General features: G+C 37.1%; 14 protein-coding genes. 9 read left to right on the forward strand and 5 right to left on the reverse strand.

The annotated features are described in order from the left end of the window. The first annotated feature begins 4 nt into the window (after window positions 1-4). Genes ACF3OC_RS06635 through ACF3OC_RS06645 form a run of 3 tightly spaced genes read left to right on the forward strand, consistent with a single transcriptional unit; the run spans window position 5 to window position 4,790 of the window. Window positions 5-1,669, forward strand: a complete 1,665-nt coding sequence (locus ACF3OC_RS06635; RefSeq protein ID WP_094280489.1) for a ribulokinase — start codon at window positions 5-7, stop codon at window positions 1,667-1,669. A gap of 9 nt (window positions 1,670-1,678) precedes the next feature. Next, on the forward strand, window positions 1,679-3,760 hold the full coding sequence (locus ACF3OC_RS06640) for a hypothetical protein (RefSeq protein WP_094280490.1): 2,082 nt from the start codon (window positions 1,679-1,681) through the stop codon (window positions 3,758-3,760). A gap of 40 nt (window positions 3,761-3,800) precedes the next feature. Then, the gene (locus ACF3OC_RS06645) at window positions 3,801-4,790 is read left to right on the forward strand and encodes a LacI family DNA-binding transcriptional regulator (protein ID WP_094280491.1); all 990 of its coding nucleotides are present in this window, start codon (window positions 3,801-3,803) and stop codon (window positions 4,788-4,790) included. Window positions 4,791-4,796: 6 nt separating this feature from the next. Here ACF3OC_RS06645 and crcB read toward each other — a convergent pair whose 3' ends face one another. Further along, window positions 4,797-5,177 (reverse strand): fluoride efflux transporter CrcB, encoded by a 381-nt coding sequence (gene crcB / locus ACF3OC_RS06650; protein ID WP_094256880.1) that lies wholly within the window; start codon window positions 5,175-5,177, stop codon window positions 4,797-4,799. Window positions 5,178-5,434: 257 nt separating this feature from the next. Here crcB and ACF3OC_RS06655 point away from each other — a divergent pair, with 257 nt between their 5' ends. Continuing rightward, window positions 5,435-6,328 carry an AraC family transcriptional regulator gene (locus ACF3OC_RS06655; RefSeq protein ID WP_094256881.1) on the forward strand — a complete coding sequence of 298 codons (894 nt, stop codon included), beginning with the start codon at window positions 5,435-5,437 and terminating at the stop codon, window positions 6,326-6,328. A 413-nt stretch (window positions 6,329-6,741) separates the two neighbouring features. On the opposite strand, the gene ACF3OC_RS06660 is transcribed toward ACF3OC_RS06655, so the two are convergent. Then, window positions 6,742-7,248 carry a DUF6702 family protein gene (locus tag ACF3OC_RS06660; protein ID WP_094280492.1) on the reverse strand — a complete coding sequence of 169 codons (507 nt, stop codon included), beginning with the start codon at window positions 7,246-7,248 and terminating at the stop codon, window positions 6,742-6,744. Between the two features lie 111 nt (window positions 7,249-7,359). Between ACF3OC_RS06660 and ACF3OC_RS06665 the strand changes: the two genes are divergently transcribed. Continuing rightward, on the forward strand, window positions 7,360-7,935 hold the full coding sequence (locus ACF3OC_RS06665; protein ID WP_094280493.1) for a HupE/UreJ family protein: 576 nt from the start codon (window positions 7,360-7,362) through the stop codon (window positions 7,933-7,935). Continuing rightward, complete coding sequence (locus ACF3OC_RS06670; RefSeq protein ID WP_179221446.1) at window positions 7,932-10,298, forward strand: M1 family metallopeptidase; 2,367 nt, start codon at window positions 7,932-7,934, stop codon at window positions 10,296-10,298. Before ACF3OC_RS06665 ends, ACF3OC_RS06670 begins: the two co-directional genes overlap by 4 nt. A 120-nt stretch (window positions 10,299-10,418) precedes the next feature. On the opposite strand, the gene ACF3OC_RS06675 is transcribed toward ACF3OC_RS06670, so the two are convergent. From ACF3OC_RS06675 to ACF3OC_RS06685, 3 genes are all read right to left on the reverse strand, one after another. Continuing rightward, window positions 10,419-10,964 (reverse strand): GNAT family N-acetyltransferase, encoded by a 546-nt coding sequence (locus ACF3OC_RS06675; RefSeq protein ID WP_094280494.1) that lies wholly within the window; start codon window positions 10,962-10,964, stop codon window positions 10,419-10,421. Then, window positions 10,961-11,611, reverse strand: a complete 651-nt coding sequence (locus ACF3OC_RS06680) for a TetR/AcrR family transcriptional regulator (RefSeq protein WP_094280495.1) — start codon at window positions 11,609-11,611, stop codon at window positions 10,961-10,963. Before ACF3OC_RS06680 ends, ACF3OC_RS06675 begins: the two co-directional genes overlap by 4 nt. A gap of 87 nt (window positions 11,612-11,698) precedes the next feature. Beyond that, the gene (locus ACF3OC_RS06685) at window positions 11,699-12,823 is read right to left on the reverse strand and encodes a YafY family protein (protein WP_256962519.1); all 1,125 of its coding nucleotides are present in this window, start codon (window positions 12,821-12,823) and stop codon (window positions 11,699-11,701) included. A gap of 279 nt (window positions 12,824-13,102) precedes the next feature. Here ACF3OC_RS06685 and ACF3OC_RS06690 point away from each other — a divergent pair, with 279 nt between their 5' ends. From ACF3OC_RS06690 to ACF3OC_RS06700, 3 genes are all read left to right on the forward strand, one after another. Then, window positions 13,103-13,243, forward strand: a complete 141-nt coding sequence (locus tag ACF3OC_RS06690; protein ID WP_179221447.1) for a hypothetical protein — start codon at window positions 13,103-13,105, stop codon at window positions 13,241-13,243. A gap of 252 nt (window positions 13,244-13,495) precedes the next feature. Further along, a complete protein-coding gene (locus tag ACF3OC_RS06695; RefSeq protein WP_094280496.1) occupies window positions 13,496-14,593 on the forward strand; it encodes a slipin family protein in 1,098 nt (365 codons plus the stop codon). Between the two features lie 63 nt (window positions 14,594-14,656). After that, complete coding sequence (locus tag ACF3OC_RS06700; protein ID WP_094280497.1) at window positions 14,657-16,078, forward strand: RtcB family protein; 1,422 nt, start codon at window positions 14,657-14,659, stop codon at window positions 16,076-16,078. The last annotated feature ends 58 nt before the right edge of the window (window positions 16,079-16,136 follow it).

Here is a 16,136-nt window from a genome sequence, read left to right on the forward strand (position 1 = left end):
TCGAATGAAACAATCATATGTTATTGGAGTTGATTTTGGAACCGACTCAGCCAGAGCTTTATTGGTTGATGCTTCGAATGGAGAAGTAATTGGTTCTGCAGTTTCAAATTTCAAAAGATGGAAGGAGGGATTGTACTGCGATCCAAAACGCAGTCAATTCAGACAACATCCTTTAGACTATATTGAAAGTTTGGAGGCCTGTGTGCAAGGCTGTTTAGCCAATGTGGATGCCTCCGTAAAAGAGAATGTTGTTGCCATTTCCATAGATGCAACTGGTTCTACACCTGTTGCGATTGATGAAAATGGACAGCCGTTAGCTTTATCCGAACGGTTTTCTGAAAACCCCAATGCGATGTTCTTCCTGTGGAAAGATCATAGCTCGATTAAAGAGGTTGAGGAAATCAATCAAAAAGCCGAAGATTTTGATGTGAATTACCTCAGTTATTGTGGGGGAGCATATTCATCAGAATGGTTTTGGTCAAAACTGTTGCACTTAGTAAGAACAGATCAAGAGGTTTTCCAAGAAACCTATTCATGGTTAGAACAAAGTGATTGGTTGCCCTATCTGTTGACAGGTCAACAGGACGCTAATTTAATTCAACGGAATGTTTGTGCAGCAGGGCATAAAGCTCTCTGGGCAAAAGAATTGGGTGGCTATCCACCGCTTGAGTTTTTTAATCATTTAGATCCTCAATTGGAACGGATTTATCATTCCATTGGCAAAGAGGTTTACACGGCCGATGAGGTCGTTGGCACCCTTTCTCAGGAATGGGCTGATAAATTTGGACTTAATGAAGAGGTATTGATTTGTGTGGGTGCCATTGATGCGCATGTTGGAGCAATCGGAGCTCAAATAAAACCGGGGTATATGTGCAAGGTTATGGGGACATCGACTTGCGATATGATGGTTATTGAAAAAGAAGAATTACAGGATCGATTGGTTCGTGGAATCTGTGGACAGGTTCAAGGATCTATCGTTCCACAATATATCGGGTTAGAAGCAGGTCAGTCTGCTTTCGGCGATGTATATAATTGGTTAAAGAACTTGCTGTTGTGGCCGGTTAGGAATAATTTGAAGGAGGATGCATCTATGGGTAGTCAGGCGATTTCCGATTTACATGAAAAGCTTGAGCAATCTTTACTTTCCGATCTTTCCGAATTGGCTAAACAACAGCCGATTACCGAAGACTCAGAGCTCGCCTTGGACTGGTTTAACGGGCGCAGAACCCCCAATGTTAATCCGACCTTGACAGCAGCACTATTCAATCTTGATTTAGCTACAGGTCCTGTCAGCCTATTTCAGGCATTGGTGGAAGCCACCTGTTTTGGCTCTCGCGCAATTGTTGAACATGTGGAAACCCAAGGGGTCGAAATCAAAGGAGTTATTGGAATCGGAGGGATTGCAAAAAAATCGGATTATGTGATGCAAACCTTGGCAGATGTGCTCCAGAGACCAATAAAAGTACATAGCTCGGATGAAACTTGTGCCATGGGCGCTTGTATGTTGGCCGCAACTGCTGCCGGCATATATCCAACTTTATCTGATGCCATGGATGAAATGGGTTCAGGATTCGAAAAAAAATATGTTCCTAATCCAGAGAATAAAGAATTGTATGACAAGCGTTATCAGAAATACCTCTATTTCGGAACCGTAATAAATAATGATTAAGCTATAAGAATGAAGTTTCATAGTTTTCATATCTTAATTATGCTATTGTGTTGGATTAATCCTTTCGGGATATCAAAAAGCACTGCCAATGATATTCCAAAAGCATTAATGCCTTATATAGCGAATTTAGAATATGCACAAATTGAAGGGAAGAACCCTGAAATTTATTTCAAGAAAATTAATAAGTCAACCTATCGGGTTGAGTTAGATTGGACGATTACCAATGATACCAGTTTCAAGAGGTTATATGTGTCCATCAAGCCTAATTTTGTACCTAGCTTTCAATGGGCTCCACATTTAACGCCTACTGACAACCATATTATTGCGCAACATGTATTTCGTTCGGCAGCAATGATTGTCCATGATGCCAAGAAATCCTTGACCATTGTTCCAGATGTGACTTTATTGGAGGAAAAACCTTTTGTGCCCTGGTTCATTGACTTGAATGCAAAAGATAACCTATTGACCTTAGGGCAGTCAGATTCCAAGATTACGGACCATATTCTTTATGAACAAGCCGATATAACCAACTTTAAAAAGGGAAGCTATAAGCTTGCTTTCTATGTTTTACTATCATCCAAAGCTCGCCAAATTGAAAATCCATTTGCTGTATTGAATCAATTTATGTGGAAGCAATGGGGAGAAGAACTTTATAAAAAAGGCGAACCTTTCCCTGAGAATAATCTGGATCCCTATGTGGACTACACCTACAATTGGGCATTTAATCATTGGCGGGATGCGGTATGGCAAGAGTTTGATTTAAAGGGTAAAAGGGTTGGTGCTCCCACCTTTATTGTCAATGTGACTCAAAGCCCAAACTATAAAGCTGAAGTCAATGAGCGTGAATTCAGGTCTATCTGGAACCAAGCATGGTTTAATTCATTGCGCTCAGCATCTGGATTATTCCGCTATGCCAGAAGGAAGCAGGTTGACTCCTTATTGAACTACGCTAATTTAACAAAAGAACTTGCGCTCTCTTTTCCTCAGAAAAATGGATTCTTTCCAGGACTGATAGCGACTGAAATGAAAGAGCAAGTAATCGATGGCAAGAAATACTGGCGTTCTGCAGGTTGGGATACCTATTATTTTGGAAATTCCAATCGGAATCCATTTACCTGGAATGCCAAGGAGTCCCCATATCATGTGTTGGATATGAGCTATACGGCCTTGTTAATGTTGCAATGGTACAGTGAACTGGAACAGGATAAAAGGCTTTTGGACTATGCAACCAACTATGCAGATGCATTGGTAAGTATCCAAAGACCGGATGGTTATTTTCCTGCTTGGTTGAGTTTGGAGGTTCAAAAAGATATGGAAATATTGAGTCGATCGCCAGAATCCGCCATGTCCGTCACTTTCTTGCTGAAACTTTATCAGATTAATAAAAACGAAAAGTATAAAACGGCTGCATTGAAAGCTATGGCGGTTATTGAAAAGGAAATAGTTCCTGTAGGTCGCTGGGAAGACTTTGAGACTTATTGGTCTTGTAGTCGTTTTGGTCATGATAAATTGGTAGACCAAAAGCTTCAACGCAATAATATGTACAAACAGAATACCTTAAGTATGTATTATACAGCACAAGCGGCATTGGAAGCTTATAAAATAACAGGCCAGAAAGGTTATTTAAAAACTGGCAAAAGGGTGCTTGATGAATTGCTGATGTGGCAAGCAGTTTGGCAGCCTTCATTTATCTATATCCATGCATTTGGAGGTTTTGGCGTGATGAATGCCGATGCGGAATGGAATGATTCCCGTCAGAGTCTTTTCGCTGAACTCATTATGGAGTATGGAAAGTTGTTGAAAAGAAAAGATTATATGCAGCGTGGAATTGCTGCATTGAAAGCATCCTTTGTGATGATGTATGCACCGGAGAATAAAGAAACGATGGCGCAATGGCAACAACGCTGGCCATTCTTAGGTTCTCAGGATTACGGTTTTATGATGGAGAATTACGGACATGATGGGCATACGGATTCTAACGGAATAGGTATTGGAGAGTTTACTATCTATGATTGGGGCAATGGTGCTGCTGCAGAAGCCGTCAACAGAATTATTGACCACTGGGGTGAAAAGGTCCTTGCAGAATGGTAGCGCAAGGCTAATTATGAATTATTAATAATATATTTACAAAATGGTAAAAAAGGTTTCATTAAAAGATATTGCACAGAAAATTGGGGTTTCTACAGCATTAGTATCTTACGTATTAAGTGGTAATGAAGAAAAGGGTAGAGTAGGAAAGGCAACTGCTGAAAAAATACGTCAAGCAGCCAAAGAACTTAACTATCAACCAAATCATATTGCTAAAAGTTTAAAAACAGGAAAAACCAATACAGTGGGGCTTATCGTGGCTGATATCTCCAACCCCTTCTTTGCATCTATTGCTCGTGGGGTGGAAGATGAAACAAGTCATTATGGTCTTACAACCATTATCGGAAGTTCGGATGAAAGCACAGAGAAATTAAAAAACCTGGTTGATGTTTTTATTAAGAGACAAGTGGATGGCTTTATTATCTCACCACCAGATAACTCTGAAGAAACCATTGAGTATATCATATCCCTCGGAATTCCAATTTGTTTGATCGATAGACATTTTGATCATGTTAATTCTAGTTATGTGGTAACAGATAACAAGAGCTCCATGACGAAAGCTGTTAGTCATTTATTGGACCTAGGTTATAAAAACCTAGCCTTTGTAGCCTACAATAGTAGTTTGCAACATATGAAAGATCGTGAGCAAGGCTTTCTGGATGCTAGCTCCAAAGTGAATTCAAAGGTTTATAAGATTAATTTCAGTAAGCAGCAGTTGGAATTGAATGGGGCACTTGATGAAATATTGAATACACAAAAAGCTGATGCCATAGTTTTTGCAACTAATACTTTGTCAGTGGATGGTTTAAAATATCTAACACAAAAAGGAATCCAGATACCAAAAGACCTCAATGTGATGTGTTTTGACTTTAGTGAGGTTTATGATTTCTTCTATCACCCAATTATTCATGTAAAACAACCAATTGAGCAGTTAGCGAAAGAAAGTGTGATTGCATTGACCCAGCAAATCAAGGATAATACCATTCATAAAAAGGTATTAAACTCAGAATTGATGGCTAAGAGCCGGGAATAAGAATTACTATTGAAAAAGTTTAACAACCGTTAAGCCTAGCCAAACGGCTAAGAGTCCTAGGATGATGCTTAGCCCAATGTATATTAGGGCTTGGCTGACTTGTTGATTTTGAATTAAATTGATGTTTTCAATCGCAAATGCAGAAAAGGTGGTATATCCACCGCAGAAGCCAGTAACCAACAATAATTTCCATTCATTGCCGGAAATCTGATTTTTACTGAAATAACCAACCAATATTCCAATTAATAGGCATCCCAAAAGGTTTACGACCAAGGTGCCCATTGGAATTTGACTTGGGAAATTTTTACTGATGAATTGTCCGGAGATGTACCTTAAAATACTGCCAGTAGCTCCACCAAGTCCTATTAATACTGCCTCTTTTACCATTTAGAATTTGAATTTTCGATTGAACTGTAGGTCGAATTTAATAATTTCCATTCCAAGATACTAATCCAGTTATGATACAAACCCTTGTTAATTAAATAGGAATAATTCTTTACGGAAAATATTTTTCAAAATTATCGGATATTATTATAAAATATACCTCACGATTGAAAAAATATGATATTTTTGTTATAACTAAATTATGAAGACCAACTCCCAATCTCCACTAACCAGTAGAAAGGGAACAAAATTAGGATTGTATGGAAGCTTTAAAAACTATGGAGGCAAGATTTCCAATTGAATTTACTGTGCCCGCTTTTGGCGCTGGTTCATTTTATATTCAAGAAGACTTCAGAGAGGATTTCTATAGCCACTATCACAGACATAAGGAAATTCAAATCTCTTATATTTTGAAAGGGAGAGGTTCTGTGGTAATTGGAAACTTGATTCAGCCATTTTTTGAAAATGAAATCTATATTTTAAAGGCGAATGATCCGCACATCTTTATCAAGGAAGGTGCCGATCAAGATCAAATCCATGTTGTCCATATCTTTGTGGCCTTTGATAAGATGCAATCATTTTTCAATATGCAGGAGTTGCATCGGATTCGCGATATCTTCAATTCCCTAGATTCCAGTAAAAAACTACTTCAGAGATACAGCTTACCAGTTCGATCTATCTTTCAGTCGCTTCTCCGAGAAGACGGTTTGCCGAAACTAATGCGGGTTCTTGAAATATTCGATTATCTGATTGCTAACGAAAAAGAGATGATTTCCTTGTACTCTGGATTGCCTGAGTCTAATTTCAATGATAAAGTAGGGGTTAGGATCAATGAGGTGCTTCGCTATTCATTGGAAAACTATAATAAAGAAATCAGTATCGATGCGGTGGCTAAATTAATACATATGACGCCGTCTGCCTTCTGTAAATACTTTAAAAAGCATACCATGAAGACCTATGTGACCTTTTTAAATGAAATCAGAATTGAAAAAGCATGTCAGTTGTTAATTAACAAGTCAACCGAAAATATTTCCGAAGTAGCGTATCAATGTGGATTCAATACCGTGGTACACTTCAATAGAGTCTTTAAACATATCTTGCATAGTTCACCCTCAGAATTTATTCATCGACATGCCGTCAATCTGGCAAACTAATTAGAAAAAGTCCCATCAACATACCAAGTTTTTGCTTAAAATCTAAAAGATAACAATCTTTTTAGAAGGAAATTCTTATGGCTTTATTAATTTAATTATTGAAATATTTGGTTTTTGGCTCAAAATTTGTTATATTACTAGCAAACAATAAAAGAAAGGTAATATAATATGATTAAAAAAGAAAGAAAGAACAAAGAACAACTAATCCAAAACCCATTTTCATTTTACGTAACAAATGTCGGGTTTATCGGAAACCAACCAAGCCCACAAGATAGAAGAGTTAACAAGAAAAGTTAACCCTTCTAAAAAAACAAAACAAATTAATTTAGACGTGCTTTTTGAGAAAAAAGCATTTTGTGTTATATAAGGGTTCATCCCTCCAAAATACCCTTCATTCTCCAAGAAAATCTTATTTAAAATGAAAAACTGGCTGTTCTTTTAGGATTGTCGAGTTTCGTGCTTTTCTTTTTATCGCTGACCTTGATATGCATGATATTGGATTGTGATTTAAAATCTTTGTACAAGAGCTGATTTACAATATCCAATTTACTGACAGCCGAAATATCTTTTAACTCCAAATAGCACCATGCTACATCCTCTTCAATCTCGTAACCGACGTATTGAAGGTTATAGGCTTTATTATTGACATTGATTTTTAGGTTTTGACGAATGTATTTAGAAATGGCAGAATCTGCCTGGGCTTTGTTTTTCGGATGAATGACATCAATATGTTGACCTAATTGATTTTTCAATGCCATTTCGAGATCATCATAAAAAAGTCTGCATGAAACTTCAATCCTTTTTTTATTAGGGTTGAAATCAATGGAAGTAATACTCACATAAAATGGGTGTGCATAGGCAATTAAGGCAATTCCTAACCCCAATAACACCAATCCCAAACGTATTTTTTTCAATTTCATCTTGCAGAGTTTTGCAACAATTATGTGTAAAACTGTATAAATTTAGCAATTCCGTTTGTGTATGTTAAAATAATATTAATTTTGATATGTAATTATTACAAGACCTAATTAATGAGCGATTTTTCTATCTATTTTCAGCTTGGTTGGCAGCATATTTTAGACCTGACGGGTTATGACCATATACTTTTTGTATTGGTCCTGTGTTGTAGTTATACCCTAAAAGATTGGAAGAAAATATTATGGTTGGTGACTGCCTTTACGGTAGGACATTCCATAACCCTAGCCTTAGCCGCTTTTAAAATAGTTCGTGTGGATACAGCTTGGGTGGAATTTCTCATCCCGGTTACTATCCTCGCAACGGCTTTCTATAATCTGCCGAAACGTAGAAAACAGCGTAATGCCTATGTCTTATATGCCATGACCCTATTCTTTGGATTGATTCACGGTCTTGGTTTTTCAAATTATTTACAGTCCTTATTAGGTCAGGAAGCCAATATCGTTATCCCTTTGCTCTCTTTTAATATAGGTCTAGAGTTTGGGCAACTAATTATTGTCTTTTTTGTTATTCTGTTATCTGAATTGATGTTAAAGATTTTTGCAGTCAGCAATCGTGATTGGAGTTTCTTCTTATCATCAGCAGTAATTGGAATTTCCTTTATTATGGCTCTTGAACGTATACCCTTATGAAAATAAATCATAATCTATTTAAATCCATATGCTTGGCTCTATTGGGCTCAGCTAGTTGGTTATCCACACATGCGCAAATGCAGCATAACCCTGGGTCTAACCATGGTAATAAATTCGAGCAACTTGGAAACCTGCTCACCGATCCTAATATCTTTCGTACTGCTTCGGGAGCCCCGGGTTCCATGTATTGGCAACAAAAAGCGGATTACCTGATTGATGTAGAAGTGGATGATGCGAACCAGGTATTAAAAGGCTCTGAAACCATTACCTATACCAATAATTCGCCTGATCCATTAACCTATCTATGGTTACAGTTGGATGAGAATGAACATGCAGACGATGCTGAAAATAAGCGTTTTGAGCAAAGTAGTCTACGTGAGAAAATGTCCATCGATCAACTAAAATCATTGGTTCCGGAGAATAAAGGCTTTGGGGTGAATATTCATAAAGTAACTGATGGTGCCAATAAGCCATTAAAATATACGATCAATTACACGATGATGCGAATTGATCTCCCTGTTCCATTGAAACCAGGAGCAAAGTTTGTCCTTAAAATTGATTGGGATTATAAAATCTCTGACCGTATGGTTGAAGGTGGTCGTGGTGGCTATGAGCATTTCGCTAAAGATGATAATTATCTGTATACCATTGCACAATGGTTCCCGAGAATGGCTGTTTATTCAGACTTTCAAGGTTGGCAGAATAAACAATTTACCGGAAGGGGAGAGTTTGCTCTAGTCTTCGGCGATTATAAAGTAAATATCACCGTCCCTGCTGATCATGTCGTAGGTGCTACTGGTGAATGTCTAAATTATAGCCAAGTCTTGTCATCTACCCAACTAGCACGTTGGAAACAAGCCCAACAAACTAAAGAACCAGTTGAAATTGTGACTTTAGAAGATGCAAATAAAGCTATTCAACAAAAATCAACAGCCAAGAAAACTTGGGTTTATGAAGCTAAGAATGTGCGTGATTTCGCCTTTGTAACTTCTCGTCGACTGATATGGGATGCCATGAAAGTAAATGATGGTGTACCTGGAAATCAACCGATGGCCATGTCTTATTATGGTCCTGAGGCTTATCCATTGTATCGTAAATACTCAACTAAGGTAGTTGCACATACCTTAAAAACATATTCTAAATTCTCAATCCCGTATCCATATCCGGTTGCTATTTCTGTAGAAGCTGCCAATGGGATGGAATATCCAATGATCTGTTTCAACTATGGTCGTGCAGATGAAGATGGAACCTATACGGAGGCTGTGAAGTATGGAATGATCGGTGTAATTATCCATGAGGTTGGACATAACTTTTTCCCGATGATCGTCAATTCCGATGAACGTCAATGGACATGGATGGATGAGGGTTTGAATACTTTCCTACAATACCTAACAGAGCAAGAATGGGATAAAGATTTCCCTTCTCGTCGCGGTCCTGCCTATAAGATCGTGGATTACATGAAACTTCCAAAAGATCAATTGGAACCTATCATGACCAATTCGGAAAATATTGTTCAATTTGGACCTAATGCCTATGCAAAACCTGCAACAGCATTGAATATCCTTCGCGAAACCATAATGGGTAGAGAGTTATTTGACTATGCTTTCAAGGAATACGCTAGAAGATGGGAATTTAAACATCCTACTCCTGCAGACTTTTTCCGTACAATGGAAGATGCCTCCGCGGTGGACTTGGACTGGTTCTGGAGAGGATGGTTCTTTGGTACAGACCCTGTTGAAATCTCATTGGAAAATGTAACCCAATATCGTATGAGTGGTGCCGATCCTAAAAAAACACAGCAAGAACGTAAAGATGCTTTTGAGAAAGATTTGAATAGTATCACCCGCCAACGGAATATGGAAGAAAATATGGCTTTCCTGGTTGATAAAGATACCTCCTTATTGGATTTCTATAACAAATGGGACCGTTTTGCAGTGAAACCTGCCGATGAAGCTAATTATCAAGAGTTCTATAATAAGCTAAACGAGAAAGAAAAAGATATATTTAATGGTAAAACTTCCTTTTATGAGTTGAACTTCAAGAATAATGGTGGTTTAGTCATGCCATTGATTATTGAATGGACCTTTACAGATGGATCAAAGGAGAAAGATTATATACCAGCATATATTTGGAGAATGGATGAAAACGAAGCTACCAAGGTCTTTGCAAAAAGTAAACAAGTAGCATCAATCCAATTGGATCCACTTCGTGAAACTGCAGATATCGATGAATCAAATAATGCTTGGCCAAGATCGGCTCAGCCTTCGAGATTTGAAATCTATCAACAAAATGGTAGAGCAGCACGTGGGCAGTCCGCAGAAAGTAATCCAATGAAAGAAGCGAAAAAGCAAAATAATAAATAGGTAATTGCCAAGCCAAAAAATAAGCCGGTACGCATTGTTTTACCGGCTTTTATTATGTTTTATTCATGTCTTAATCTAAATGACCATTACAGTAGCAATTAACTATATGATAATCATCAATTAATCAAAATCTGATTTTAACTTGCTAAAGACCAACAAGTCCCTAAATTGAAGATTTCCTATCCATTCTCCATTGCGCTTAGTTCCTTCTAATTTAAAACCTAATCGCTTTGGGATATTTATACTTTTCTCGTTACCCACGGCGCAGCAAATCTGAATCCTTTCCAACTTCAGCTCTTCATAAAGCTCTTGTATTAATGCTTGAACGGATTTGGTCATAATCCCTTGGTTCTGAAAATCCTGAGATAACCAATACCCTAATTCTGTATTTTTATTAATCAAGTCGATCTCCTTTGTGCCAATCAATCCGATCATGCGATCCTCCAAACAGATTTTGTACACATAGTCCTTTTTGATCTTACGATTGTTCATTGCCATCTCAACAAATCCTTTGCTATCCTCAATCTTATTCGTGAACTGAACAAATGGAAGCCATTCTCCCAAATATTCACGCTGAGTATCAATAATGTTAAACATGCGAATAGCATCGCTCTCCACTAAAGCTTTCAAGGAAAGGTTTGAATCGATTTCAATTACTCTTTTCATGTTTGACTCTTTCTTAAAATATTATTTAAAGTATCCGAAATCCTCTTTTGATCTTCTTCTTTATTTAGGTCTAATCCACAAAATGTGCTTCCATTGGTTCTGGCATGCATCGCTAAATAATATAATCCAGCAGTTTGCAATGCTAAAATCGCACGGGTATCAACTTCTGGGTTCTGTTTGTTGCTGTATTTCTTTATCAATTCTTCACCTATTTCTTCCCGACTATCTGCCAACTTTCTTAGGATTTCCTTATCCTCCGATAATTCCCATTGTATTATTCGTTGTAGAATTTCGTCCTTATATACCGAATTGAATTGGCCAATTAACAAGGAATGCATTTCCTCATGATTAATGGACTCTTTATTCATTAAAGTGCTAATGGTTGATTTAGCCTTTGTTTTCCAATAATCCCGCTTCTCGATGTATAGTTCAACCAGGTTATCTAAATTATCAAAATAAGTATAAATCAATTTGCGATCTACTTTTGCTTCAGCCGCTATATTTGCAATTGTCAAGCCTGGGTAACCATGTTTTTTTAAAACTTTTCCAACAGCATTGATAATCTTGTTGCTGGTTCTTGCCTTTTCCCGAACAGGACCTGAAGTTACTTTTCTGGTTTTTTGTTCAGATGACGGAGTGCTTTTCATGTCTATTTAAATAATACAGGGTTAAATTTACGCAATCTTCTTTTTATTGGATGCAAATTGATTAAACCATTAATTAATTTTTGCTATCTATTCTGGATAAATTCGATTAATTTCAAAATACTGCTTTGTCGCTTTGAACAAACGATAAGATATTCTCCGTTCTAATGATTTAGGCTGAATTACTTTAATACATTCACCAAAACCTAATATTTCTCGCTCCAGCTCTAAGTTTAAAACCACATCGATCCGAATCTTGATGGAACCATCATCGTTCTTTTTTAAAAGCTGTTGTGATGCGTGAAATGGTTTAGTTTCTACATAAGGTGCATTTCTGGCATCGACCTCCAAAATTACTTTTTGTCCACGGTCCTTCGCTGATTTGGTGACACCTATAGTGTCTGAAAAATAACGGTCAAAATCAATGTCCTCATATGGCTGATATCCAGCTTTTGACATTTCATCAACCTCCTTAATCCGATCTAATGCCAACGTAATCAAGCTGCTTTCATTCTTTTTTCGAGCAATCAAAAACCATCGATTCCTGAATTCTTTTAGTAGATATGGGTTATAAACCTCTGAACTCTCATGCTTGGATCGGAATGATTTGTATTTGATTAATACAGGGGTTTTCTCCTTTATGGCTTGATATAATGGGGTTATCCATTTCAAACCTTTTAATAGCGGATTGGCCTCCATTTGAACAATCGATTTGCCATCTTTCTGTGAAGAATTTAAACGGTTGTCAAGTCGTATGATCATATCGCTCATTTCCTCAAAAAATGAAAAACCATTTAAATGCTTCAAAAGATCAAGGGCATCCTTGATCTTTTGCATGTCTATGTTCGAAATAGGAGAGTTACTGATGCTATAATCCGGATCCTCATAACTATAATATCGCCTGTCCTTTACAACAATTGGTGCATTATATCCCAATTTATTACTTCGCATCAATTGGATGTCCCCTTGAATGGTACGTTTGCTGATACCACTGTGGATTCCCTCCAATTCGTAAAGACCTTCGGAAACTTTCTCAATTAAATCTTCCAAGGTCCATTTCCTGTGCTTTTGCTGTAGACATTGGTCAATGATTTTATACCGGATTAATGCAAGTTTATTAGTCGACATGGCGTTCTTGATCTCTTTTTTCTTATTTAAAGTTAATGAAATGATTTTTACTACGCAATTGATTTGCGTAGTAAAGGTTGATTTCATTTTATTCATTCAACAATATGAAATTAATATTATTGATATACAGTGTTTTGTAGTTTTATTTCTTCTTTTTTTAATCTTTTTCTTTTCTACGCAAAAGTACTGCGTAATAGCAGATGCACCTTTGTAATGTCGGGTACGACAAATGTTCTTTGATCAAACAAGCGATAAGCTTTTTTTAAGATATATGTCCGAATGGATATATGGTTTATTAAGACGAATTCATGATCCCAGGGTTCTGTTTCGAAATAGCAGACTAGTGCTTGACCAATCGGTCTAAGTATGCTGATAGGAGTCGGATTAATAAATCTGTTGGTTGCAGGTTCGAATCCTGCCCCTGATTTTCAGGGTAGTTCAATTGGTAGAATAACAAACATGGTTGAAATAGAACCAATGCATCCGAAAGATGCCTTCATGCGCTGAAACCGCAAATGTTGAGTTTCGGTCTTCTCTAAAAAGATCAAAAGCTTATTGTCAATGATTCGGTTCAAAACTTGAATTTGTTTTGAACAATCAGGAAGAATCCTTGCAATTTTTTGCTAGACCTGAAGTAAACATACTATGTAAAGCACTAAGTATAAATACTTCAGAACTACCTTTAAATTCCGATTCGGAGGGATGAATTCTTGACAATAGCTTTTTAATTAAATAATGAAAAATTAAAAACATAATAAAATGAAAAGGATAGTAATTAATAGAAATCAAATTGGATTTATCATCAAAAATAATGGGGTAAAACGCATTGTTACTGAAGGTAAATATTGGTTAAGTTTCTCTGAGAAAGTTGAAATTTATGATATGTCATTGCCTTTCAATGTTAATCATACTCTTGATGTCTTATTGACTATTCCGGAATTTGATGAATTCGTTGAGATCGTTGAAGTATTAGACAATGAAATCGCTTTGATGTTTGTCAATAATAACTTTAACTGCGTCCTTCCTGCTGGTAGACATGTCTTTTGGAAAGGTTTGGCAGATTATCATTTTCAAATCGAATCCATGGATTCTTTGGAAGTGCAAGATAGCATCAATAAATCATACTTGATGTTGGATGTCTTCAAACCTTATGTTTCTAGGGTCAAGGTTGCAGAATATATGTCAAGCTTACTTTTTGTCAATGGTAAATTTGAACGAGAATTATTGCCAGGTGAGTACTTTTTTTGGAAATATAGAAATGAATTGGAGGTTTTGTATGTGGACCAAAGGGTGCTTTACATGGATATACCAGGACAAGAGATCTTGACCAAGGATAAAGTTCAAATAAGGTTGAATGTTAGCTTTCAATACAAAGTAGTGGATGTGAAAAAGGCTTTATTGGAAAATCAGCAATATGATACTCAATTGTATTTGTTGATGCAAATGATGGCTAGAACTTTTGTTGCCGATCAAACCTTGGATAGTTTATTGGAAAATAAAGATTCTATCGCCAAAACAATCTTGGATGAAGGTAAGAAAGCGGCAGAAAAATTAGGTGTACAATTGTTGTCAATGGGTATCAAAGATATCATCTTACCTGGTGAGGTGAAGGAGATCATGAGCCAAGTGTTGATCGCTGAAAAGAAAGCTCAGGCTAATACCATTACTCGAAGAGAAGAAACCGCTTCAACCAGGAGTTTGTTGAATACTGCGAAGCTTTTGGAAGAAAATGCTATGTTATTCCGATTGAAAGAAATGGAATACGTCGAGAAAATCGCTGAAAAGATAAACAGTATCTCGGTATCTGGAAATGGACAGGTCGTAGATCAATTGAAACAATTGTTCTTGAATAAATAGGAAGCTATGCAGGGTAATTTTGCCCTGCATATTAAATGATTTAAAATTTAATAAATTCATAAAATGGAAAATAAACGAATTAATGGCAATGATTTAATTGCTATCGGATATAAGGAGAATGAAGCTTTAGGGGAAGCCCTAAAAATCAATAAAAAACGATTGGGCTATAATCGTGAAGAAATGTTGAACATGTTCAAGAATGTCTTGGAAAACCCAAATGATTTTTTGACAGATCCTATTTTTTCCAAACTTTCTCATCTCTTGTTGAATATTGAGTTAATTGAAAAGGATAAAATCGCTTTGAAGACTGATCCTCAAGCTTATGAGGTTTATGGTGTCGAAAATATTGAGGAAGGCGCTAAAAAACAGATGCAAACTGCTATGAAATTACCAGTTACTGTTGCTGGAGCTTTAATGCCAGATGCGCATCAAGGCTATGGATTGCCGATTGGTGGGGTATTAGCAACCAACAATGCGGTCATTCCTTATGGAGTTGGGGTGGATATTGGATGCCGTATGGCGCTTTCCATTTTTGACCTACCAGCAGATTATCTTGAAACCAATCGGGATGATTTAAAGAATATATTACTGAACAGCTCTCGTTTTGGTGCCGGTAATGGATTTTTAAAGCATGAACGTATCGATCATGAGGTCTTGGAAAACAACCAGTTCCAAGAAAATCCTTTCGTTAAGCAATTGAAGGATAAGGCTTGGACTCAATTGGGCTCTTCTGGAGGTGGAAATCATTTCGTAGAATTTGGACGAATGGAATTTGCTCAAGACGATGCTGAATTAGGAATTCCTAAAGGAACTTATTTGGCATTATTGACCCATTCTGGCTCTCGTGGATTAGGAGCAATGATTGCGAATCACTATACCAAATTGGCTATGGAAATATGTAAGCTTCCATATGAAGCGAAACATTTGGCTTACTTCGACTTGAATTCTGCTGAAGGCCAAGAGTATTGGTTAGCAATGAACCTTGCTGGAGACTATGCTTCTGCTTGTCATGAAGTCATTCATCAAAAAGTTTTTAACGCCCTAGGTGCTGAACGATTGGCTATGGTGGAAAACCATCATAACTTCGCTTGGAAAGAGCAATGGAAAGGTGAGGAGCTTATCGTCCATCGTAAAGGTGCTACTCCAGCAGCCAAAGGGGTATTGGGAATTATTCCCGGTTCCATGGCTGCACCTGGATTCCTGGTACGTGGAAAAGGAGAGGAGAAGGCTATCCAATCTGCATCTCATGGTGCTGGACGTTTGATGAGCCGAACTCAAGCCAAAAAAGTAATCTCAAAATCTGAAGTCAATGCCATCTTGCAAGACCTGGGTATTACGCTGATCGGTGCAGACTTAGATGAAGCGCCAATGGCTTATAAAAATATCTATGAAGTAATGGATGCACAAAAGGATCTCGTAGAAACTGTCGCAACTTTTCACCCTAAAATTGTGAGAATGGCTGATGATGGATCTAGAGAAGATTAAGCATTTCGTAAAATTCGTTATAACCATTTAAATAACCTTTCATGAATACTGTTTTCAT

The sequence above is a fragment of the Sphingobacterium cellulitidis genome (genome assembly GCF_043187465.1).
Lineage (GTDB): Bacteria > Bacteroidota > Bacteroidia > Sphingobacteriales > Sphingobacteriaceae > Sphingobacterium > Sphingobacterium cellulitidis.

Coding starts and splice junctions, on each gene's coding strand:
- ACF3OC_RS06700 (WP_094280497.1), top strand. CDS start 14,657: ATGGAAAATAAACGAATTAATGGCAATGATTTAATTGCTATCGGATAT.
- ACF3OC_RS06655 (WP_094256881.1), top strand. CDS start 5,435: ATGGAAGCTTTAAAAACTATGGAGGCAAGATTTCCAATTGAATTTACT.
- ACF3OC_RS06660 (WP_094280492.1), bottom strand. CDS start 7,248: ATGAAATTGAAAAAAATACGTTTGGGATTGGTGTTATTGGGGTTAGGA.
- ACF3OC_RS06645 (WP_094280491.1), top strand. CDS start 3,801: ATGGTAAAAAAGGTTTCATTAAAAGATATTGCACAGAAAATTGGGGTT.
- ACF3OC_RS06665 (WP_094280493.1), top strand. CDS start 7,360: ATGAGCGATTTTTCTATCTATTTTCAGCTTGGTTGGCAGCATATTTTA.
- ACF3OC_RS06635 (WP_094280489.1), top strand. CDS start 5: ATGAAACAATCATATGTTATTGGAGTTGATTTTGGAACCGACTCAGCC.
- ACF3OC_RS06640 (WP_094280490.1), top strand. CDS start 1,679: ATGAAGTTTCATAGTTTTCATATCTTAATTATGCTATTGTGTTGGATT.
- crcB (WP_094256880.1), bottom strand. CDS start 5,177: ATGGTAAAAGAGGCAGTATTAATAGGACTTGGTGGAGCTACTGGCAGT.
- ACF3OC_RS06675 (WP_094280494.1), bottom strand. CDS start 10,964: ATGAAAAGAGTAATTGAAATCGATTCAAACCTTTCCTTGAAAGCTTTA.
- ACF3OC_RS06690 (WP_179221447.1), top strand. CDS start 13,103: ATGCTGATAGGAGTCGGATTAATAAATCTGTTGGTTGCAGGTTCGAAT.
- ACF3OC_RS06685 (WP_256962519.1), bottom strand. CDS start 12,823: ATGAAATCAACCTTTACTACGCAAATCAATTGCGTAGTAAAAATCATT.
- ACF3OC_RS06695 (WP_094280496.1), top strand. CDS start 13,496: ATGAAAAGGATAGTAATTAATAGAAATCAAATTGGATTTATCATCAAA.
- ACF3OC_RS06680 (WP_094280495.1), bottom strand. CDS start 11,611: ATGAAAAGCACTCCGTCATCTGAACAAAAAACCAGAAAAGTAACTTCA.
- ACF3OC_RS06670 (WP_179221446.1), top strand. CDS start 7,932: ATGAAAATAAATCATAATCTATTTAAATCCATATGCTTGGCTCTATTG.